The sequence below is a fragment of the Kitasatospora sp. NPDC059795 genome (assembly GCF_042732175.1).
Classification (GTDB): Bacteria; Actinomycetota; Actinomycetes; order Streptomycetales; family Streptomycetaceae; genus Kitasatospora.
Window position 1 is genome coordinate 24,986 of the sequence record NZ_JBHWID010000003.1, and the last position, 21,077, is coordinate 46,062.

A 21,077-nucleotide genomic window follows, 5' to 3' on the forward strand; every position below is an offset into this window, starting at 1 on the left:
GGTGTTCGGGGGCGGGCACCGCCCCGGATCGGGGGCGCGTCGCAGGTCACACTCCCGGGATGCGCGATCTACCCGTACGATGCTGGCGGGTGCCTCTCGGGGCGTCCCGGTCACCTTTCGGGGTGTCCGCTGCCAGTGACGGCACAGCGGAGGAAGTCCGGTGCGAATCCGGTGCGGTCCCGCCACTGTGACCGCGGCTCAGTGAGTCGTGGGAGCCAGGAACTCCGGCCGTCCTCCACTGCCCGGGGCGAGGACCCCGAGGAAGGCCTGTGCCATGCGCTGTCGCATGCCCGCGTTCCGGCGGGTGTCCGTGGGGTTCGTTCCCGCCGGGCCGTTCCGCGTCCTCGACCGCATCTGTGCTTCCACGACCGGGTTGTCCGCGCTGTTCGAGACGCCCGGGAGGGCTTTCGCATGATCCTGCTGCTGTCCACGTCCGACACGGACCTGTTGAGTGCCCGGGCGTCGAGCGGTCCGGTGCGGTTCCGGTGGGGCAATCCGGCGCGTCTGGACCCGGCCGAGCTGCCCGAACTGCTGGACGGCGTCGAGCTGGTGGTGGTGCGGCTGCTGGGTGGTCGGCGGGCCTGGCAGGAGGGGCTGGACGTGCTGCTCGCGGGGCCGCGTCCGGTGGTGGTGCTGACGGGTGAGCAGGCGCCGGACGCGCAGCTGATGGAGTTGTCGACGGTGCCGGCGGGCATCGCGGCGGAGGCGCACGCGTACCTGGCGCACGGCGGTCCGGAGAACCTGGCGGAGCTGGGCGCGTTCCTGTCGGACACGGTGCTGTTGACCGGTCACGGTTTCGCGCCGCCGGCCTCGGCCCCGTCCTGGGGTCCGCTGGAGCGGGTCGCGACCGCGCCGCAGGAGGGTCCGCGGGTGGCGGTGCTGTACTACCGGGCGCACCACATGAGCGGCAACACGGCGTTCGTGGAGACGCTCTGCCGGGCGGTCGAGGAGCAGGGCGCGCAGGTCCGCGCGTATTTCTGCGCGTCGTTGCGCGGCGCGGAGCCGGAGCTGCTCGCGGAGTTGGGCGCGGCCGACGTGATCGTGACGACGGTGCTGGCGGCGGGCGGCACCCGGCCGGCCGACGCGCAGGCCGGCGGTGACGAGGAGGCGTGGGACGCGGGGGCGTTGGCGGCGTTGGACCGGCCGATCCTGCAGGCGCTCTGCCTGACCTGGTCGCGGGCGCAGTGGGAGGGCAGCGACGACGGGCTGTCGCCGCTGGACACGGCGACGCAGGTCGCGGTGCCGGAGTTCGACGGCCGGCTGATCACCGTTCCGTTCTCGTTCAAGGAGGTCGACGAGGACGGGCTGACGGTGTACGCGGCGGATGCGGAACGTGCGGCGCGGGTGGCGGGCATCGCGGTGCGGCACGCCCGGCTGCGGCACACGCCGGCGTCCGAGCGCCGCCTCGCCCTGGTGCTGTCGGCGTACCCGACGAAGCATGCGCGGGTCGGCAACGCGGTCGGTCTGGACACTCCGGCGTCGGCGGTCCGGCTGTTGGAGCGGCTGCGCGCGGAGGGCATGGACCTGGGCGACGCCCTGCCGGGCCTGGACACGGACACCGACCGCGGTCACGAGGGCGATGCGCTGATCCATGCGCTGATCGAGGCCGGCGGCTACGACCAGGCGTGGCTGACGGAGGACCAGCTGGCCCGCAACCCGGTGCGGATCCCGGCGGCCGACTACCGGCGCTGGTACGCGACGCTGCCGGCCGGGCTGCGCGAGCGGGTCGAGGAGCACTGGGGCCCGGCGCCGGGCGAGTTGTACGTGGACCGTTCGCAGAACCCGGACGGCGACATCGTCCTGGCGGGGCTGCGCTCGGGCAATCTGCTGGTGCTGATCCAGCCGCCGCGCGGGTTCGGCGAGAACCCGGTGGCGATCTACCACGACCCGGACCTGCCGCCGAGCCACCACTATCTGGCGGCGTACCGCTGGATCGCGGCGGCGCGGGAGGACGGCGGTTTCGGCGCGCACGCGGTGGTGCACCTGGGCAAGCACGGCAACCTGGAGTGGCTGCCGGGCAAGACGGCGGCGCTGTCGGCGGAGTGCGGCCCGGACGCGGCGCTGGGCGATCTGCCGCTGGTCTACCCGTTCCTGGTGAACGACCCGGGCGAGGGCACCCAGGCCAAGCGCCGGGCGCACGCCACGCTGGTCGACCACCTGGTGCCGCCGATGGCGCGCGCCGACTCCTACGGCGACATCGCCCGCCTGGAGCAGCTGCTGGACGAGCACTCGAACATCGCGGCGATGGACCCGGCGAAGCTGCCGGCGATCCGTGCGCAGATCTGGACGCTGATCCAGGCCGCCAAGCTGGACCACGACCTGGGCCTGGCCGAGCGGCCGGAGGACGACGGCTTCGACGACTTCCTGCTGCACGTCGACGGCTGGCTGTGCGAGGTGAAGGACGCGCAGATCCGCGACGGCCTGCACGTGCTCGGCCAGGCCCCGGCGGGCACGGACCGGGTGAACATCGTGCTGGCCATCCTGCGGGCGCGGCAGATCTGGGGCGGTGTCAGTGCGCTGCCGGGTCTGCGGGAGGCACTCGGCCTGGACGAGGCGGCGCTGACGCTGGGTGCGACGGACGCCGCCGAGGCGCAGGCGCGGGCGCTGGTGGAGGCGATGGAGGCGGAGGGCTGGAACCCGGCCGCCGTCGAGAAGGTCGCCGCCGGTCTGCCGGCCGCCGTGGCGGAGGTGCTGTCCTTCGCGGCCGCCCAGGTGGTGCCCCGACTTGCGTCCACCACGGACGAGTTGGACGCGGTGCTGCACGCCCTGCAGGGCGGGTTCGTCCCGGCGGGCCCGTCGGGTTCGCCGCTGCGCGGGCTGGTCAACGTGCTGCCGACGGGCCGCAACTTCTACTCGGTGGACCCGAAGGCGGTGCCGTCGCGGCTCGCCTGGGAGACCGGGCAAGCGCTTTCCGCGTCCCTGATCGAGCGCTACCGGGCCGACAACGACGGGCAGTTCCCGCCGTCGGTGGGCCTGTCGCTGTGGGGCACTTCGGCGATGCGCACCGCCGGCGACGACATCGCCGAGGCCCTCGCCCTGCTGGGTGTGCGCCCGGTCTGGGACGACGCCTCGCGCCGGGTGACGGGTCTGGAGGCGATCCCGCTCGACGAGCTGGGCCGTCCCCGGATCGACGTGACGCTGCGCATCTCCGGTTTCTTCCGGGACGCGTTCCCGCACGTGGTGGCGCTGCTGGACGACGCGGTCCGGCTGGCGGCCCGCCAGGAGGAGCCCGCCGAGCAGAACTTCGTCCGGGCGCACGTGCAGGCCGACCTGGCCGAGCACGGCGACGAACGCCGGGCCACCGTCCGGGTGTTCGGCTCCCGTCCGGGGACGTACGGCGCGGGTCTGTTGCAGCTGATCGACAGCCGGGACTGGCGCACGGACGCCGACCTGGCCGAGGTGTACACGGTGTGGGGCGGCTACGCGTACGGCCGCGACCTGGACGGACGGCCCGCCCGGGAGGAGATGGAAACCGCTTACCGGCGGATCACGGTGGCGGCGAAGAACACCGACACGCGCGAGCACGACATCGCCGACTCGGACGACTACTTCCAGTACCACGGCGGCATGGTGGCCACCGTGCGCGCGCTGACGGGCAGCAGCCCGGCGGCGTACATCGGCGACTCGACCCGCCCGGAGACGGTCCGCACCCGGACTCTCACCGAGGAGGCGGCCCGGGTGTTCCGGGCCCGGGTGGTGAACCCGCGCTGGCTGGAGGCGATGCGCCGGCACGGCTACAAGGGCGCGTTCGAGATGGCCGCGACGGTGGACTACCTGTTCGGCTACGACGCCACCACCGGCGTGGTCGCGGACTGGATGTACGAGAAGCTCACCGAGGAGTACGTCCTCGACCCGGTCAACCGGGAGTTCTTCGCCGAGGCCAACCCGTGGGCGCTGCACGGCATTTCGGAGCGCCTGCTGGAGGCCGCCGAGCGCGGGCTGTGGGCGGAGCCGGACCCGCGGCTGCTCGCGGAGCTGCGGCAGGTGTTCCTGGAGACCGAGGGCGACCTGGAAGGCGAGTGACCGCCGGGAGGTGAACGCCGGACGACACTTGACGGCGCGATGATCGCCAAGGGGTGTCTTCCGGCCCGCCCGGGCGGACAATCTCCGCATGAGCCTGCGAACCGCCCTGACCCGCCCGGCGCGCTACGGCGCGCTGGCCGCGGGCGCGTTGCCCGTCCTGACGTTCCCGGGCGCCGGCCTGGCCGTGCTGGCCTGGGCGGCGCTGGTGCCGGGCCTGTTGCTGATGCGGGCGGCGGGCACGGCGCGCGAGGCGGCGGTGCGCGGCTGGTGGTTCGGCGCGGGATTCATCCTGACCGGCATGTACTGGCTGATCCCGTCGATCGGCCCGGCGCTGCCGCTGCTGGCGGCGGTGTTCGGGGTGTTGCAGGCGCCGGTGGGGCTGGCCGCGTGGTGGCTGCTGCGCGGCGAGTTGACGCTCCGCCGGTCGGCGGCGGCGCTGGTGGTCGTCCCGGCGGTGTGGGTGAGCGCCGAGTTCGCCCGGTCCTGGCATGCGCTGGGCGGGCCGTGGGCGCTGCTGGGCGCGTCCCAGTGGGAGCATCCGGCGGTGCTCGGCCTGGCCTCGGTCGGCGGGGTGTGGCTGGTGAGCGGGGCCCTCGTCGCGGTCAACACGGCATTGACGATCGTGGTGCTGGCACGCGAACTGCGGCTGCGGCTGCTGGCGAGTGCGACGGCGCTCGCGGCGGTGCTGGCGGGCCCGTTGGCGTTCGCCGCGCAGGCCGCGCCGGCGTCGCACGGCTCGGCGTCGGTGGCGCTGGTGCAGGCCGGCCAGACGCCGGACGAGCGGGCCCGGCTGGAGGCGAACGTCCGGATCACCCGCTCGTTGGCGGGCGATCCGGTGGACCTGGTGGTGTGGGGCGAGAGTTCGACCACCGCCGACCTGGACCGCGACACCGCGACGCTGGACCGGCTGGCGGCGCTGTCGCGGTCGACGGGCGCGCAGCTGCTGGTCGGCGAGGACGCCCGGAAGGCGGACGGCCGGATCTCCAAGGACGCGGTGCTGGTCGACCCGTCGGGCATCGTGGCGCGCTACCGCAAGATCCGGCTGGTGCCGTTCGGCGAGTACATTCCGCTGCGTTCGCTGCTGGGCTGGGTCGCGGGGGTGAGCGCGGCGGCGGGCGAGAACCGGGCGCCGGGCCGGTCCGTGCACCTGCTGCCGGTGGTCGGCCGGGACGGCCGTCCGCTGCCGGTGGGCACGCTGATCTGCTTCGAGTCGGCGTTCCCGGACATGTCGCGGACCGCGGCCCGGCAGGGCGCGGGCCTGATCGTCTACCAGTCGGCGACCTCGACCTTCCAGTCGACGTGGGCGCCGGCGCAGCACGCCTCGCTGGGGGCGATCCGCGCGGCGGAGACCGGCCGGCCGGTGGTGCAGGCGGCGTTGACGGGCGAGTCGGTGGCGTACGACGCGCGGGGCCGTCGGCTGGCGCGGCTGACCACGGGCGAGGCGGGTGCGCTGACGGTCCGGCTCGCCCCGGCCGACCCGGCGGCCCGGACGTGGTACGTGCGGTGGGGCGACTGGGTGCCGCTGTCGGCGCTGGCGGTGACGGCGGCGGCCGGGGCGACGGCGCTGGCGCCCCGGCTGCGCGGGCGTCGCCGGCCCGGCGCCCCGGCCGCACCGCCCTCCGACCTGCCGTCGGCGCGGGTCTGAACTCCCTGCCGACGACCGCAGGGCCGAACTCCCGTGCCGACGACCGCGGGGCCGAACTCCCGCGCCCCGGCGTTCAGTTCTCGGGGTAGGCGACGTGGATGCCGAACACCGCGCCCTGCGGGTCGCGCAGCACGGCGAGGCGCGGGCCGTCGGGGACGTCGGTGGGCGGCAGGGTGACGGTGGCGCCGAGCAGCGCGGCGCGTTCGGAGCTCAGGTCGACGTCGGCGACCGCGAAGTACGGCATCCAGTAGGGCGGCACTTCGGCGGGGAACTGGTCGGCCATGTCCATCATGCCGCCGAAGTCTCTTCCGTCCAGGCCGAATTGGGTGTACATCTCGCCGGTGGCGACGCTCCAGCCGAACACCCGGGTGTAGAACGCGGCGGCGGCCTTCGGGTCGCGGGTGGCGAGTTCCACCCAGCCGAGCGCGCCGGGCTCGTTGATCAGGTCGCAGCCGCGCAGGGTGCCGGGCTGCCAGGCGGAGAACACCGCGCCGCCGGGGTCGCGGGCGACGGTGAAGCGGCCCCAGCCGAGGGCGTCCATCGGGGGGACGATCAGGGTGCCGCCGGCGTCGGCGATGGCGGCGGCGGTGGCGTCCAGGTCGGGCGCGTGGAAGCTGATGTTCCACGCGGTGGGCTGGTCGGGCTGCATCAGCCCGACGAGTCCGGCGACGAGTTCCTCGCCGACGTACAGCCGGGTGTAGCCCATGGCCTTCTCGTCGGGGACGGCCTCGGTGCGCCAGCCGAACAGTTCGTGGTAGAAGGTCTTGGCCGCCAGCGGGTCCTTGGTGGACAGTTCGGTCCAGCAGGGCGCGCCGGGCCCGAATCCGGTGGTCTTCACGGGCGGTTCATCTCCAGGATCAGCTTGCCGCGGGCGTGTCCGGACTCGACCTCGGCGATCGCCTCGGCGGCGTGTTCCAGCGGGTAGCGGGCGCTGATGTGCGCGTCGAGCGTCCCATTGGCGACCAGGTCGGCGAGGGCGGTGAGCACGGCGGCGGTGCCGTCGCGTTTCACGTACGCGCCGCCGAGTTCCTCGACGGTGGCCCGGTCGGCGGTGGACACCAGCCGTCCGGGCCGGCGCAGCGCCCCGGCGACGTCGCGGACGGCGCCGCCGCCGACCAGGTCGAGGATCGCGTCGACGCCGTCGGGGGCGGCCTCGCGCAGCCGGTCGGCGACGCCGTCGCCGTAGCGGACGGGGGTGGCGCCGAGGGCGCGGACGTGGTCGGCGCTGGACGCGCCGGCGGTGCCGAGGACGGTGATGCCGCGGGCGCGGGCCATCTGGGTGGCGGCGCTGCCGACGCCGCCGGCGATGCCGACGATCAACAGGCTTTCGCCGCTTTGGAGTTGGAGCTGCTGGAGGGCGTCGTAGGCGGTGGCGGCGGCGACCGGCAGCGCGGCGGCCTGGTCGAAGCCGATGGTGGCGGGCTTGCGGGCGGTGGCGCGCGCGGCGAGCAGCGTCTGTTCGGCGAACGCCCCGGCGGGTGCGATGCCGAACACCTCGTCGCCGACGGCGAACCCGTCCGCGTCCTCCCCCACGGCGGTCACCACGCCGGCGGCCTCGCTGCCCATCACCAGCGGCGGCTCGGCGACCGTCCCGAACCAGCCCTCGCGCTTCTTCCAGTCGGCGGGGTTGACGCCGGCCGCCCTGACCTCGATCCGCAGCCCGCCCGGGCCGGGCTCGGGCAGCGGCCGGTCCAGGAACTGCTGCTGCTCCGGTCCGCCGTAGGCGACGAACCCGAATGCCTTCACCATCTCTTCCCGCCTCTTCCCGTCGTCCTCGCCGGTAGCGACCCGGTGGCCTCCCCCAGCTTGCCGGGGTACCGGCGGGTAGCCGGGGACGGGTGGGCCGAACGGAAGCACGAGGCCCTACGACCGCTACGGTCCGTGAGGGGCCTTGAAGCGCCGCGAAGGGCCGTGAGGGCTCAGGCCTCGCGGTCGGCGCCCGGCGCGCCGTCCGGGCCGGTGCCCGGCGCGCCCTCCGGGTCGGCGCCCGGCCCACTCTCCGGGCCTGCGCTCGGCGCGATCTCCGGCTCGTCCGCGAACTCCTGCCCGGGAACGGGCAGTTGGCGGGCGGCGGGCGCGGCGTCGAGCGGTGCGTGGCGGCGTTCGACGCCGCCGGGGCCGGTCTCGGCCGGGAGTTCGGCGGTGCGGTCCGGGTCGCCCTCGGCGATCCGGCGGGCGATCTCGGCGGGCCGCACCGGCCGTCCGAAGTGCCAGCCCTGGGCGAGGTCGCAGCCCATCAGCCGCAGGCGTTCGGCGTCGGCGCGGCTCTCCACGCCCTCGGCGGTGACGGACAGGCCGAGGGTGTGGGCGAGCGAGACCAGGCCGCTGACGATCCGCCAGCCGAGGTGGGTGTCCTTGGCGGGGTCGTGCAGGTCGCCGACGAACGAGCCGGCGATCTTCAGGTTGGACACCGGCAGGTCGCGCAGGTAGGCGAGGTTGGACCAGCCGGTGCCGAAGTCGTCGACGGCCAGCGAGACGCCCATGTCGACCAGGGCGTGCAGCGCCTTGAGGGCCTCGTCCTCGGGGCCGACCACGGTCGATTCGGTGATCTCCAGCTGCAGCATGGACGGGTCGAGGCCGGTGCTGCGCAGGATCCGGTCGATGTCGCCGACGAGTCCGGCGTTGCGGGCCTGCCGGACGGCGAGGTTGACGCTGACCTTCGGCGCCCGGTCGCCGAACCGGGCGACCCAGTCGGCGGCCTGCTCGCAGGCCTGTTCGAGCACCCAGCGGCCGAGCGGCATGATCAGCCCGGTCTCCTCGGCGACGCCGACGAACTCCTCGGGGCTGAGCACGCCCAACTGCGGGTCGCGCCAGCGCACCAGTGCCTCGACGCCGGTCATCGCGCCGCTGGAGAGGTCGATCATCGGCTGGTAGTCGATGAAGAACTCGCCGCGGTCGAGGGCGGCGGGCATCCGCACGGAGACCGCGTAGCGGCTGACGGCGCGGGCGTTCTCCTTGGGGTCGAACAGCGTCCAGCGGCCGCGGCCGGCCTCCTTGGCGCGGTACAGCGTCAGGTCGGCGGCGCGGACGGCCGCGCCGGGCGTGGTGCTGGAGATCCGGCGTTCCAGCACGCCGACGCTGGCGCCGACGGCGAGCCGGTGGTCGCCGATCACCACGGGTCTGGTGAGCGCCGCGAGCACGGTCTTGGCGGCGGCGACGGCCTCCTGTTCGCCGCGGCAGTTCTCCAGCAGGACGACGAACTCGTCGCCGCCGAGCCGGGCCACCATGTGCCCGAGCGGGCTGAGCGCGGACTCCAGCCGGCGGGCGACCACGGTCAGCAGCTGGTCGCCCATGTCGTGGCCGAGGCTGTCGTTGACGACCTTGAAGCCGTCCAGGTCGACGTAGCACAGGCCGAACCGGGCGTCGGGCTCCGGCGATTCGAAGAGCCGCTCCAGCCGTTCGAAGAACGCGGCCCGGTTGGGCAGGCCGGTCAGCGGGTCGTGGGTGGCCTGGTGGCGCAGGCGTTCCTGGAGCCGGTAGCGGTCGGTGACGTCCTCCAGCATGGCGACCTGGTACAGCGGGGAGCCGTCGTCGTCGCGGATCAGCGAGACGGTCAGGTGCGTCCAGACCACTTCGCCGTCGCGCCGGTAGTACGGCTTGTCGAACTGGAAGTACTCGCGTGTGCCGCCGATCAGCTCCTCGTAGGCCTCCCACACGCCGGGGGTGTCCTCGGGGTGCATGAGGTCGTTGACGCGGACGCCCTGCATGTCCTCGGGGCCGCCGCCGAAGATCTCGCCGAGGGCCCGGTTGACGGCGAGGATGTTGCCGTCGGTGTCGCCGATGCCGATGCCGATCGCCGAGGACTCGAACAGGGCGCGGAAGCGGGCCTCGGAGACCCGAAGCGCCCGTTCGACCTCCTGGCGGGCGGTGTCGGCGGCCAGCCGGATCGCCTCCTGCTCGCGCAGGGTGCGTTCGCGCAGCGCGGCGGCCCAGCCGGCCGCGAACGCGCCGGACAGCGCCGGTCCGCGCCCGTCGGGGACCGGCCGGGTCTGGATCAACTGGACGGCGTCGGACAGCAGTTGGGGGTCGGTGAAGTGGTTGTCGATGAGCAGGGCGCCGACCTGCCCGGCGAGTTCGGGGCGGAACGGGTGCTCCTCGGCGGCGCGGTGCAGCAGGTCGGCGGTCCGCGCGATCAGCGGGTTGAGGACGCCGGGGCGCACCGCCGCGCCGTGTCCGGTGCGGAGCATGGCGGCCCAGGCGGTGCGGAACCCGTGGTCCGGGGCAGCCGCCCCGGTCATGACAGGCGTCCGACGCCGGCCATTCCGGTCATCCGCTCGGGGTGCGGGTCGACTGTGTCGGCGTCGTCGGGGCGCCATTGGGGGAGGTAGACCACGCCGGGTTCGACCAGGTCGAAGCCCTCGAACATGGCGGTGATCTGTTCGCGGCTGCGCATGGTGAGCGGGGTGGGGGTGGCGCGGTAGAGGTCCTGGTGGGAGCCGGCCTGGTCGGGGCGGCCCTCCAGCGAGGCGTGCGAGAGGATCAGGGCGCTGCCGCTGGGGAGGGCTTCGCGGAGCCTGGCGAGGATCTTCGCGGATTCGTCGTCGTCGGTGACGAAGTGCATCACGGCGTTGAGGATGACGGCGACGGGTTCGCCGGGGGCGAGCAGGTCCTCGACCTCGGGGCGGGAGAGCAGGTCGTCGGTGTTGCGCAGGTCGGCGTCGACGACCTGGCAGAGGTCGTCGTCGGCCAGGATCAGGCGGCTGTGGGCGACGGCGACGGGGTCCAGGTCGACGTAGACGACGCGGGCGTCGGGCCGGTACTCGCGGGCGACCTCGTGGACGGCCCCGAAGGTGGGGATGCCGGAGCCGATGTCGAGGTAGCGGCTGATGCCGTCGGCGGCGACGTATTGGGTGGCGCGGCGCAGGAACGCCCGGTTGGCCCGCATGATCTTCGGCAGGTCGGGCCAGAGCTCCATCGCCTTGCGTGCCATCCGCCGGTCGACCTCGAAGTTGTGCGAGCCGCCGAGGTAATAGTCGTAGACCCGGGCCGCGTTGGGCTTGTCGAGGTCGGTCCCTGCGGGCACCCAGTTCGGACGCGCCATGACGGCACCCCTTCCGGCGGGCAATCGATCGAAAAATGGCAACAGGACATAAAGATCTTCCTATACTTCCGATCCCCTCGGCAAGCCGCGTCGTCCGAGGGCCGTACGGGCCTGCGCCGGTCGGGTGACGACACGGACGAAGTCGGGCGACGACGCGGGCGGAGTCGGGCGACGACGCGGGCGGAGTCGCGCGACATCGCGGGGAAGTGGGGCCGCCGCCCGCCCGCAGGGTCTGCGGAGGGGCGGCGGCCGTGGTGGGGCGGGTGCGGCGTCAGCCGGTGGCGCTGCAGCTGAGGGTGGGCAGGGCGTTGGTGCCGGAGTAGTTGGCGCCGAAGCCGAAGGCGGTGGCGGCGCCGGCGCCCAGGGCGCCGTTGTAGGCGGCGTTGGTGACGGTCACGGCCTGGCCGGACTGGCCGAGCTGGCCGTTCCACAGGTTGGTGATCTGCTGGTTGCCGCCGAAGTTCCAGGTGACCTTCCAGGTCTTGATCGCCGCGTTGCCGGCGGTGACGGTGACGTCGGCGTTGAAGCCCGCGCCCCAGTCGCTGCTGACCTTGTAGGTGGCGGTGCAGCCGGCGCTGCCGCCACCGCCGGACGCCTGGGTGGTGGCGACCAGGGCCGCGGACGCCGCGGAGACGTTGCCCGCCGCGTCACGTGCCTTGACGGTGTACGAGTACGCCGTCGAGGCGCTCAGGCCGGTGTCGGTGTAGGAGGTGCCGGCGGTGGAGCCGACCAGGGTGGTGCCGCGGTACACGTCGTAGCCGGTGACGCCGACGTTGTCGGTGGAGGCGCTCCAGGTCAGCGCGACGCTGCCGGCGGTGGTGGTGGCGGCGAGGCCGGTGGGCGCGGTCGGCGCGGTGGTGTCGCTGCCGCCGGACGAGCCGAGCACCGGGTAGGCGTTCTTCAGCAGCTCCTGGAACTGCGAGGAGAACCAGTGGCCGGCCAGCGGGGCGTTGGCCAGCGCGCCCGACATGTTGTTGTTGTTGCGCGGGTTGCCGGTGTACGTCGGGTCGCACATCCGGTCGAAGCCCTTGCCCTCGTCGTTCGAGATGGCCGAGCTCGCGCCGTCCGACTCGCCCGGGGGCTTGATCCACACGTACGCGGCGATGCCGTCCTCGGGGGCGGCCTTCGGGCGCTCGCCGAGGCCCGCGCCGGACTGGTTGCACCAGTTGCCGGTCTGGAAGCGGCGGTCGATGCGGCCGCCGTCGACGTAGGCGTCCACGGTGGTCTTCGGGCCCGGGCCGGCCGGGCGGTTCGCGCCGCCCCAGCCGTTGCGGGAGGTGTCGATCAGCATGCCGATGTTCGAGTTGAACCCGGAGGCGATCGCCTTGGTGCGCCACGCCTTGGCGAAGGTTGCCTCGTCGACGTACTGGTTCCAGTCGACCCACTTGGACTGGCGGACCGTGGTGCCGTTCACCGTGTCGCCGACGGTGAAGTTGGGCTCGTGCAGCGCGCCGTAGTTGGCGGTGTTGACGACGAAGCCCTGAACGTTGTTGACGGTCGAGCCGGAGGCCTGGGCGGCCTGCTTGACCACGTCGATGGCCGGCTGCATGTTGGAGTCCCAGCCCAGCCAGCCGTGGTGGCCCGCGTCCACGTAGTTGTAGACGTTCGAGATCGCGCCGAGCTTGGCCAGCGCGTAGCCCACGCCGTTGACGTAGTTGCCGTTGGCCTTCATGGTGTCGCAGGCCGGGGTGGCGGTGGCGGTGCCGCCCGCGTTGGTGGTCAGGTTCGGCAGCGAGTCGAGCTCGACCGTGGTGACGATCCGCAGGTTCGCGTAGGCCGGGTCGGCCAGGATCGCGGCGATCGGGTCGATGAACTCGCTCTTGTAGCGCGGCAGATCGGTCGGGCCGAGCTCGCCGTTGGAGGCCAGCGCGGCGCAGTCGCGGCCCGGCAGGTCGTAGATGACGACCTGGAACACGTACGGCTTGCCGGCGGCCTGCTGCACCGCGGCGTTCAGGTGGTCGCGCAGGCCCATCACCCCGCCGCCGCCGGCGATGGCCGCGATGCGGTCCATCCAGACGGCGGTGGGCTGGGTGGAGACCGCCGAACCGCCCGGCTCGGCGGCGGCGTGCGCCGCCCATTCGGGGTTCACGTACACCCCGGCTCCGACGAACGGGTTGTCCACGCGGGCAGTCGCAGCGGCATGGGCGGCGGTGGTCGCCGCGGCAATCGGCAGCACGGTCGCGGCGCCGAGCGCCACGGCCGCGGCCGCCGTCCGAAGACGGCGCGTCAGGTTGGCCGACACAGTGAAGGGAGTCCTTTCGGGTGGGGGACGGACTCGACGGAAGGCACCCAACAGGTGGGAGCGCTCCCAAGTTTGGCCCCGGGCAGAGTCGAACTCGGCCTGGGAACAACCGATATGAAGCCATGACCTCTGGGGCGCGTCAAGAACTTGCACAGAACCCGTGGGAGCGCTCCCGTCACGGTGGGCGGAACCCGGCCGTCCGGCCGCGCAGTTCACGGCCCTGCCACCCGGGGCGACGCCCCTTCGGTGGTACCCCGGAAGGAGGCCGGTCACCCGGGCGAAACTTTCACACTGCGTGCGCTCCCGGCGGCCGGCGGTGCGCCGTGGCAGGCTGGGGCGTCCCTTGAGTCCGAGGAGGAACGCGTGCCCGCCCGACCGCAGTTCGACGACGACCGGCGCCGCGCCCGGCTGGCCCTCCGGCACCGTCTCGCCCCGGGCGCCCGGGCGGAGCGGGCCGAGCAGGTGGTGGACGACCTGGTGGCCGTACACGCCACCGACCCCGCCACGGTCTTCCTCGCCGTCTCGGCCCGGCTCGCCGCGCCCGGCATCGCCGACACCGAGCGGGCGCTGTACGAGGACCGCACGGTACTGCGCCGACACGGCATGCGCGGCACGCTGTTCGCGATCCCGGCCGCACTCGCCCCGACGCTGTACACCTCCACCACCGCGAAGGCCGTGGCCCGCGAACGGGCCCGCCTGCTCAAGGACTTCGCCGCCTCGGGGCGCGACGCCGGGTGGACGGCGCGGGTGGAGGACGCCGTCCGGGCCGCCCTGGCCGACCCGGGGGCCGAGCTGACCGGCAGCCGACTGAGCGAGCTGGTGCCGCAGTTGCGGGAGACGATCGACTACGGCGTCGGCACCACGTACCAGGCCACGCAGCCGGTGGGGATGCGGCTGCTGCGGCTGCTCGGCATGGAGGGCGCCATCGTGCGCCGTCGCCCGGTGGGGAGTTGGACCAGCAGCCAACACCGCTGGGCGCTCGGCCAGGTCGCCCCGATCCCACCCTCGGCCGCCGAACGGGCCGATGCGCAGCGCGAGTTGGCGCGGCGCTGGCTGGAGCGGTACGGCCCCGCGACGGAGGACGACCTGGTGTGGTGGACCGGCTGGGGCGTCCGCGAGGTCCGTGCGGCGCTGGCCGCCTGCGCCGCCGTGGAGGTCGAACTCGCGGGCGGCGCGGCGGGGTTCGTGCTGCCCAGGGATCTCGACCCGGTCGCCGCTCCGGGCCCGTGGGCGGCGCTGCTGCCGGCCCTGGACCCGACCGTGATGGGCGTGAAGCACCGCGACTGGTACCTGCCCCCCGCCCACCGCCCGCAGCTGGTCGACCGCTCCGGCAACCTCGGCCCGACCGTGTGGTGGAACGGACGCGTGGTCGGCGGCTGGGCCCAACGTCCGGACGGCGACGTGGTGTTCGAGCTGCTGGAGGACGCCGGCCGGGACGCCCGGGACGCCGTCGGGGCCGAGGCGGCGGCGCTGCGCGGCGTCCTCGCGGACGCCCGGGTCACGCCGCGGTTCCGCACCCCGTTGGAGCGCCGCCTCACGTCCTGAACGGGCCCGTGCCCGGGTCGTCCGAACGGCAGGTCCGAAGGTGCGGCGGCCCTGCCGCTCGGGTCCACTCGTCGGGACGGGGCCGTTCGGCCCTGTCGTCGACCGTCGACCGACGAGGAAGGCCACCTGATGAAGACCAGGGAATTCGAGTTCAAGCAGACCGCGAAGGACATGCCGACCGACCCCGTGGAACTGCGCGGAAAGCGCCGCGGGAACGAGCGGATGGTCGTGCTCGACCGCTCGGCGGGAACGATCGAGCACACCGCTTTCCCGTCCATTCTGGGGCATCTGCGGGCCGGTGATCTGCTGGTGCTGAACGACAGCTACATCCTGTCGAACACGCTGGCGTTCCGGTACGGCGACGAGACGGTGGACGTCACCGTGTACGGCCACGAGCCGGACGGCGCGAACATCGTGAAGATCGACACGGCGCGGCCGCCGGAACCGGGGACCACGCTGACCTCGGTCGACGACGACCGGCTCTCCTGTACCGTCGTCGAGCCGCAGCCCGATCGGCTCTGGAAGGTCTCGTTCGAGCCCGCCGAGTTGCTGATGCCGACCCTCGACCGGCACGGGCGGCGGCTCGACGAGACGATTCCGCTCAACCCGAAGAGCTGGAAGTCGAAGCCCGAGGCGTACCGCTCGGTCTACGCCAGGAAGCCCGGTTCGCTGGAGATTCCGTCGGCGGGCCTGCATTTCTCGCGCGAATTGCTGGACCGCATTGCGGAGAAGGGCGTCGAGCTGGCCTATCTGACGCTGCACGTGGGAGCCACCGAGGTGCTGGCGGTGCGCCACATCAGCGCGGAGGACGTCGAGAACCACAAGGTGCGCTCCGAGTACTTCGAGGTCGGGGCGGAGACGGCCGCGCAGATCAACCGGGCGCTGGCCGAGGGGCGGCGGATCGTCGCGGTCGGCACGACGGTGATGCGGACCCTGGAGTCGCTGATGATCGACCGGGAGCCGGGGACTCCGGTGCAGGCCCGGGCGGGGTGGACGGACCTCTACATCTACCCGGGGTTCCGGTTCAAGATCGTGGACGCGCTGGTGACCAACCTGCACCGGCCGCGCTCCAGCCACATCGTGCTCACGGCGGCGTTCGCCGGGAAGGACCTCGTCATGAAGTCCTACGGCGAGATCCTCGACCGGGGCGGGTACGAGTTCGACATGTTCGGCGACTGCATGTTCATCGTGTAGCCGCCGCCGGCGTGTTCGTCGCGCAGCTTCTGCCGGCGTGTTCGTCGCGTAGCTTCTGCCGGCGTGGTCATCGGGTAGCTTCTGCCGGCCGTCCTCCTTGCGCCGGGCGGGGCGAAATTCCTTTGCCGGGCGCTGCCGCGGGGCCCGATGCTGGAGCCATGCTCGGATTCGTCAAGACCGACAACGAAGCCCTGGTTTCGTACCTGGGCGACCCGCAGCGCGCCGTGGCGGCCTACTGGGAGCTGCTGCGACGCAAGGAGGACGCGCTGGGCGCGATCCGCGCCGGCCTGTCCCACGAGAGCGCAGCCGTCCGTGAGGGCTGCTGCCGTCTGCTGGACCACCTCGTCGACACCGACTCGATGGACCAGCTCGTCGCCATGGCCGACGACCCCGACGCCAAGGTGCGGGTCGCCGCGTTCCACGCCCTGGCCTGCGACCGCTGCAAGGGCGACGCCTGTGCGCCCGGCGCCGGCCGGGTGCTCGGGCCCGCGCTGCGCCACCTGGCCTCCGACCCGGACCCGCAGGTCCGGATGCGGGCCGTCGAACTCGTCGGCAAGTTCGTCCACACCGATGCCCGCGCCGTCGCCGCCCTGGAGGCGGCGCACGCCCAGGACCCGAGCCCCGCCGTCCGCAAGACGGCCGGCTGGTTCGTGCCCGGCGGGGCCGTCCACCGGCGGACGGCGCCGCGTCCGGCGCGGCGACGGGCGGCCGTCCGGGCCACTCACCGAGCGTAAGATCGAACTGGTGCACGAATCGGCTTTCGGTCCGGCCGGATCCGGCCGCCCGCGGCCGGATTTCGCCCTGCCGCCGGGCCGTCCCCGGGCCGCTCTCACCCACTTGACCTGTGTCGCTGCGGGCCGGGCGGCGTCAAGGTTTGCCCGGGGGCAGACTGAGCAGGAACAACCGGGCCCTAGTCGCGTACCGAGGGATGGTGAGTCCGGTGACATCTTTACGTCCACAGCAGGCCGATCGACCGGCCGATTCGACACTGAGCGTGACCTCGCCGACCGAGTTGTCCGAGGCGTCGGCGGAACGGCACCTGGGTGCCATCTGCTTCAAGATCGGGCCGCCGGCGCTGGTCGGGGTGGAGGCGGAGTGGTTCGTCCATGACGGGCGATGTCCGACCGCCCCGGTGGATCCCGCCCGGGTGGCGGCCGCGTTGGCGGTGCTGCCCGGGTCGGCCGACGGCCCGGTGTTCCCGGCCGGGTCGCGGCTGACGTACGAACCCGGCGGACAGGTCGAGCTGAGCTCCCCGCCCGCCGCCGACCCGGCCGCCTGCGCGGAGGGTCTGAGCGCCGACCAGGCGGTACTGCGGGCGGCACTGGCCGCCGAGGGCCTGCGGCTGACCGGCAGCGGCACCGATCCGCTGGACCGGGAGCGCCGGATGCAGGCCACCCACCCGCGCTACCGGGCGATGGAACGCCACTTCGGCCGCGGCGGCCCGTGGGGCCGGATCATGATGACGGGCACCGCCTCGGTGCAGGTCTGCGTCGACGCGGGCACCGAGGCGACGTTCCGCGACCGCTGGCAGCTGGCGCACCTGCTGGGGCCGGTGCTGGTCGGCGCGTTCGCCAACTCGCCGCTGCTGGAAGGCCGTCCGACCGGTTGGAAGTCGACCCGGCAGCTGGTCTGGTCCCGGATGGACCCCACCCGCACGCTCGCCCCGCCGCCGCTGGGCGACCCGCGCGAGGCGTGGACCCACTACGTGCTGGACGCGACGGTGCTGTGCGTGCGCCGCCCGGAGGGCCTGCCGTGGGACGCGCCCGCCGGGCTGACGTTCCGCGACTGGCTGCGCGGCGGCGGCGAGCGCGGCGCCGCGCTCGCCGACCTCGACTACCACCGCACCACGCTGTTCCCGCCGGTCCGCCCGCGCGGCCACCTGGAGCTGCGGATGATGGACGCCCAGCCGGGCGAGGGCTGGCGGGTGCCGCTGGCGCTGGTCTCCGGGCTGATGGACGACCCGATCGCCGCCGAGGAGGCCCGGGACGCGCTGGAGCGCCTCGGTCACGCGGGCACCCGCGCGCCCCGTTCGGGCCTGTGGCGGCGCGCCGCCGCGCTCGGCATGGCGGACGCCGAACTGCGCCGGGCCGCGCTGGCCTGCTTCTCCGCCGCCGAACGGGCCCTCGCCCGCCGCGACGGCAGGCTCCGGCCCGCCCTGTTGGAGTTCGCCGAACGCTACCCGGCCCGGGGCCGCTGCCCCGCCGACGACCAGTTGGCCGCGCTGCGCACCGGCGCCGCGCCCGCGTTGCAGGAGGACGCCCCGTGCTGAACGCCGACCGCACCGACCCCGCCGTGCTGCGCGAGCTGATCGCCGCCGAGCTGCTGGCCGCCCGGGAGCGCACCGGGCTGCTGACCGGCGCCGTGGACGACGCCGAACTCGCCGCCCAGCACTCGCCGTTGATGTCGCCGCTGGTGTGGGACCTGGCGCACATCGGCAACCAGGAGGAGCTGTGGCTGCTGCGCAACGTCGGCGGCCGCGACCCGATGCATCCGGAGATCGACCCGCTCTACGACGCGTTCGAGCACCCGCGGGCCGAGCGCCCCAGCCTGCCGCTGCTGCCGCCGGCCGAGGCCCGCGCGTACGCGCACGAGGTGCGCGGGCGGGTGCTGGACCTGCTGGCCGCCTCGCCGCTGGAGGGCGCGCCGCTGCTGGACGCCGGGTTCGCGTTCGGGATGATCGCGCAGCACGAGCAGCAGCACGACGAGACGATGCTGATCACCCACCAGCTGCGCAAGGGCCCGGCGGTGCTGGACGCCCCTCCCCCGCCCGCCGCCGAGGGCGTCCTCGCGCCCGAAGTGCTCGTCCCGGCCGGGCCGTTCACCATGGGCACCGACACCGAGCCGTGGGCGCTGGACAACGAGCGCCCCGCCCACCGGGTGGACCTGCCGGCGTTCCGGCTGGACACCGCGCCGGTCTCCAACGCCGCCTATCAGGCGTTCATCGCCGACGGCGGCTACCGCGAGCCGCGCTGGTGGACGCCGGCCGGCTGGCGGCACCGGATGGACGCCGACCTGACGGCGCCGCTGTTCTGGACCCAGGAGGGCGGGCAGTGGCTGCGCCGCCGCTTCGGCCACGTCGAGCCGGTTCCGCCGAACGAGCCGGTGCTGCACGTCAGTTGGTACGAGGCGGACGCGTACGCCCGGTGGGCGGGGCGGCGGCTGCCGACCGAGGCGGAGTGGGAGAAGGCGGCCCGGCACGACCCGGCGACCGGCCGCTCCCGGCGCTTCCCGTGGGGCGACGGCCCGCCCGGCCCGGAGCACGCCAACCTCGGCCAGCGGCACCTGCGCCCGGCCCCGGTCGGCGCCTACCCGGAGGGCGAATCACCTTACGGGGCACGGCAGTTGATCGGTGACGTGTGGGAGTGGACGTCCTCCGACTTCACCGCCTACCCGGGCTTCCGGGCGTGGCCGTACCGGGAGTACTCGGAGGTGTTCTTCGGGCCCGAGTACAAGGTGCTGCGCGGCGGCTCGTTCGCGGTCGCGCCGGTCGCCTGCCGGGGCACGTTCCGCAACTGGGACTACCCGATCCGGCGGCAGATCTTCTCCGGTTTCCGCACCGCCCGCGACGCCGAGGGCGAGGCCGGTGCCTGATGTGCCGTCACTTCGCTTATCTGGGACGGTCGGTGGCGTTGCGCTCGGTGCTGCTTGATCCGCCGTTCGGCCCGCTGCGGCAGTCCTGGGCGCCGCGTCTGCAGCGGCACGGCACGGTCAACGTGGACGGCTACGGGGTGGGCTGGTACGCCGAGGGCGACGAGCGGCCGGCCCGCTACCGGCGCGAGGGGCCGATCTGGGCGGACGGCGACCTGGCGGACCTGGCCCGGGTGGTGCGCTCGCACGCCGTCCTGGGCGCCGTCCGCTCGGCGACCCCGGGCTGTGCGCCGGGCCCGCAGGCGGCGGCGCCGTTCGCGGCCGGGCGCTGGCTGTTCAGCCACAACGGCATCCTGCCGGGCTGGCCGGGCGCCTTCGAGCCGCTGGCCGAACTCGTGCCCACCAGTGAGCTGTTGGAGCTGGAGGCGCGCACCGATTCGGCGCTGCTGTGGGCGGTGGTGCTGAACCGGCTGCGCGCGGGCGTCGAGTTGGGCAAGGCGCTCGCCGAAGTCTGCCTGGCGGCGTCCGAGTTGGCCGATTCGCGGATCAACCTGCTGGCCACCGACGGGCGTTGCGTGGCGGCGACCGCGTGGGGCGACACGCTGTTCCAGCGGCGCGACGCGGACGGTTCGCTGCTGGTGGCCTCCGAGCCGTTCGACGACGGGCCGGACTGGTCCGAAGTCCCCGACCGTACCCTGCTGGTGGCCGATGCGGCCGGCAGCGCGCTCACCCCGCTGGCCCCGATCGGGCCGCGCACCCGAGAGGACGCCCCGCTGTGACCGGATACCGGCTGACCCGGCTGCTGCCCGCCGACCACCTGCACCACGCGCTGCGCGCGGACGCCCGCTCCGGTCTGACCGGGCAGCCGAAACGGCTGCCGCCGAAGTGGTTCTACGACGCCCGGGGCTCCGAGCTGTTCGAGGAGATCACCCGGCTGCCCGAGTACTACCCGACCCGGGCCGAGCGGGAGATCCTGACCGCCCGGGCCGGGGAGATCGCGGCCGCGACCGGGGCCCGCACCCTGGTCGAACTCGGCTCGGGCTCCTCGGAGAAGACCCGGCTGCTGCTGGACGCGCTGCGCGCGCACGGCACGCTGGAGCGGTACGTGCCGGTCGACGTCAGCGAGAGCGCGCTGGAGTCGGCGGCGAAGGCGCTGATCGCCGAGTACCCGGGCCTGGAGGTCTCGGCGGTGCTGTCGGACTTCACCACCGGCCCGGTCCTGCCGGAGGAGGGCGGCGGCCCCCGGCTGGTGGTGTTCCTCGGCGGCACGCTGGGCAACCTGGTGCCGGCCGAGCGGGCGGCGTTCCTGTCCGGCCTGCGGGACCAACTGCTGCCCGGTGACGCCCTGTTGCTGGGAACGGACCTGGTGAAGGACCCGGCGGTGCTGGTCGCCGCGTACGACGACGCGGCGGGGGTGACGGCGGCGTTCAACCGGAACCTGCTGTCGGTGCTGAACCGGGAGCTGGACGCGGACTTCGACCCCGCGCAGTTCGCGCACGTCGCGCTCTGGGATCCGGAGCAGGAGTGGATCGAGATGCGGCTGCGTTCGCTGCGGGCGCAGAGCGTGAAGGTCGGGGAGCTGGGCCTCGCGGTCAACTTCGAGGAGGGCGAGGAGCTGTACACGGAGGTGTCGGCGAAGTTCCGCCGGGAGCGGGTGGAGCGTGAACTGTTCGCCGTCGGGCTCCGGTTGAGCGACTGGTGGACCGACCGGGAGGACCGGTTCGGGCTGTCGCTGTCCCGTCCGATGTCGGACGCCTCGGACTGATCCGCGCACCCCGGCCCGCCCGCCGGCGGAAATT

14 protein-coding genes and 1 riboswitch are annotated in these 21,077 nt (G+C 73.8%); of the genes, 9 read left to right on the forward strand and 5 right to left on the reverse strand.

All coding sequences use genetic code 11. The features are described from left to right. The first annotated feature begins 103 nt into the window (after nucleotides 1-103). Nucleotides 104-242: riboswitch (cobalamin riboswitch) on the forward strand. 169 nt (nucleotides 243-411) lie between these two features. Continuing rightward, entirely contained in the window at nucleotides 412-4,023 is a 3,612-nt protein-coding gene (gene cobN, locus ACFV4P_RS07270) for a cobaltochelatase subunit CobN (RefSeq protein WP_380468234.1), read from the forward strand. An 88-nt stretch (nucleotides 4,024-4,111) separates the two neighbouring features. Beyond that, entirely contained in the window at nucleotides 4,112-5,668 is a 1,557-nt protein-coding gene (lnt, locus tag ACFV4P_RS07275) for an apolipoprotein N-acyltransferase (protein ID WP_380468236.1), read from the forward strand. Between the two features lie 73 nt (nucleotides 5,669-5,741). Here lnt and ACFV4P_RS07280 read toward each other — a convergent pair whose 3' ends face one another. From ACFV4P_RS07280 to ACFV4P_RS07300, 5 genes are all read right to left on the reverse strand, one after another. Further along, on the reverse strand, nucleotides 5,742-6,506 hold the full coding sequence (locus ACFV4P_RS07280; protein ID WP_380468238.1) for a VOC family protein: 765 nt from the start codon (nucleotides 6,504-6,506) through the stop codon (nucleotides 5,742-5,744). After that, nucleotides 6,503-7,417 carry an NADP-dependent oxidoreductase gene (locus ACFV4P_RS07285; RefSeq protein WP_380468240.1) on the reverse strand — a complete coding sequence of 305 codons (915 nt, stop codon included), beginning with the start codon at nucleotides 7,415-7,417 and terminating at the stop codon, nucleotides 6,503-6,505. Before ACFV4P_RS07285 ends, ACFV4P_RS07280 begins: the two co-directional genes overlap by 4 nt. A 170-nt stretch (nucleotides 7,418-7,587) precedes the next feature. Next, nucleotides 7,588-9,906, reverse strand: coding sequence for a putative bifunctional diguanylate cyclase/phosphodiesterase (locus ACFV4P_RS07290; RefSeq protein WP_380468242.1), 2,319 nt, complete (start codon nucleotides 9,904-9,906; stop codon nucleotides 7,588-7,590). Next, a complete protein-coding gene (locus ACFV4P_RS07295; protein ID WP_380468244.1) occupies nucleotides 9,903-10,709 on the reverse strand; it encodes an SAM-dependent methyltransferase in 807 nt (268 codons plus the stop codon). Before ACFV4P_RS07295 ends, ACFV4P_RS07290 begins: the two co-directional genes overlap by 4 nt. Before the next feature lie 271 nt (nucleotides 10,710-10,980). Continuing rightward, nucleotides 10,981-12,951, reverse strand: coding sequence for a glycoside hydrolase family 6 protein (locus ACFV4P_RS07300; protein WP_380468246.1), 1,971 nt, complete (start codon nucleotides 12,949-12,951; stop codon nucleotides 10,981-10,983). A 363-nt stretch (nucleotides 12,952-13,314) separates the two neighbouring features. Here ACFV4P_RS07300 and ACFV4P_RS07305 point away from each other — a divergent pair, with 363 nt between their 5' ends. The 7 genes from ACFV4P_RS07305 (at nucleotide 13,315) to egtD (ending at nucleotide 21,043) form a co-directional block, all read left to right on the forward strand. Then, complete coding sequence (locus ACFV4P_RS07305; RefSeq protein ID WP_380468248.1) at nucleotides 13,315-14,496, forward strand: winged helix DNA-binding domain-containing protein; 1,182 nt, start codon at nucleotides 13,315-13,317, stop codon at nucleotides 14,494-14,496. Nucleotides 14,497-14,625: 129 nt separating this feature from the next. Then, a complete protein-coding gene (locus tag ACFV4P_RS07310; RefSeq protein ID WP_380468250.1) occupies nucleotides 14,626-15,690 on the forward strand; it encodes an S-adenosylmethionine:tRNA ribosyltransferase-isomerase in 1,065 nt (354 codons plus the stop codon). 158 nt (nucleotides 15,691-15,848) lie between these two features. Further along, a complete protein-coding gene (locus tag ACFV4P_RS07315; protein ID WP_380468252.1) occupies nucleotides 15,849-16,424 on the forward strand; it encodes a HEAT repeat domain-containing protein in 576 nt (191 codons plus the stop codon). A gap of 260 nt (nucleotides 16,425-16,684) precedes the next feature. Next, complete coding sequence (egtA, locus tag ACFV4P_RS07320) at nucleotides 16,685-17,959, forward strand: ergothioneine biosynthesis glutamate--cysteine ligase EgtA (RefSeq protein ID WP_380468254.1); 1,275 nt, start codon at nucleotides 16,685-16,687, stop codon at nucleotides 17,957-17,959. Beyond that, nucleotides 17,953-19,281 carry an ergothioneine biosynthesis protein EgtB gene (egtB, locus tag ACFV4P_RS07325; protein WP_380468256.1) on the forward strand — a complete coding sequence of 443 codons (1,329 nt, stop codon included), beginning with the start codon at nucleotides 17,953-17,955 and terminating at the stop codon, nucleotides 19,279-19,281. Before egtA ends, egtB begins: the two co-directional genes overlap by 7 nt. Beyond that, a complete protein-coding gene (gene egtC / locus ACFV4P_RS07330; protein ID WP_380468258.1) occupies nucleotides 19,281-20,057 on the forward strand; it encodes an ergothioneine biosynthesis protein EgtC in 777 nt (258 codons plus the stop codon). The genes egtB and egtC overlap by 1 nt, the downstream gene beginning before the upstream one ends. Then, nucleotides 20,054-21,043 carry an L-histidine N(alpha)-methyltransferase gene (gene egtD / locus ACFV4P_RS07335; RefSeq protein ID WP_380468260.1) on the forward strand — a complete coding sequence of 330 codons (990 nt, stop codon included), beginning with the start codon at nucleotides 20,054-20,056 and terminating at the stop codon, nucleotides 21,041-21,043. The genes egtC and egtD overlap by 4 nt, the downstream gene beginning before the upstream one ends. The last annotated feature ends 34 nt before the right edge of the window (nucleotides 21,044-21,077 follow it).

What these genes read in the sequence shown, in the direction of transcription:
- cobN (WP_380468234.1), top strand. Translation starts at nt 412, where the DNA reads ATGATCCTGCTGCTGTCCACGTCCGACACGGACCTGTTGAGTGCCCGG.
- lnt (WP_380468236.1), top strand. Translation starts at nt 4,112, where the DNA reads ATGAGCCTGCGAACCGCCCTGACCCGCCCGGCGCGCTACGGCGCGCTG.
- ACFV4P_RS07285 (WP_380468240.1), bottom strand. Translation starts at nt 7,417, where the DNA reads ATGGTGAAGGCATTCGGGTTCGTCGCCTACGGCGGACCGGAGCAGCAG.
- ACFV4P_RS07290 (WP_380468242.1), bottom strand. Translation starts at nt 9,906, where the DNA reads ATGACCGGGGCGGCTGCCCCGGACCACGGGTTCCGCACCGCCTGGGCC.
- ACFV4P_RS07295 (WP_380468244.1), bottom strand. Translation starts at nt 10,709, where the DNA reads ATGGCGCGTCCGAACTGGGTGCCCGCAGGGACCGACCTCGACAAGCCC.
- ACFV4P_RS07310 (WP_380468250.1), top strand. Translation starts at nt 14,626, where the DNA reads ATGAAGACCAGGGAATTCGAGTTCAAGCAGACCGCGAAGGACATGCCG.
- ACFV4P_RS07315 (WP_380468252.1), top strand. Translation starts at nt 15,849, where the DNA reads ATGCTCGGATTCGTCAAGACCGACAACGAAGCCCTGGTTTCGTACCTG.
- egtC (WP_380468258.1), top strand. Translation starts at nt 19,281, where the DNA reads ATGTGCCGTCACTTCGCTTATCTGGGACGGTCGGTGGCGTTGCGCTCG.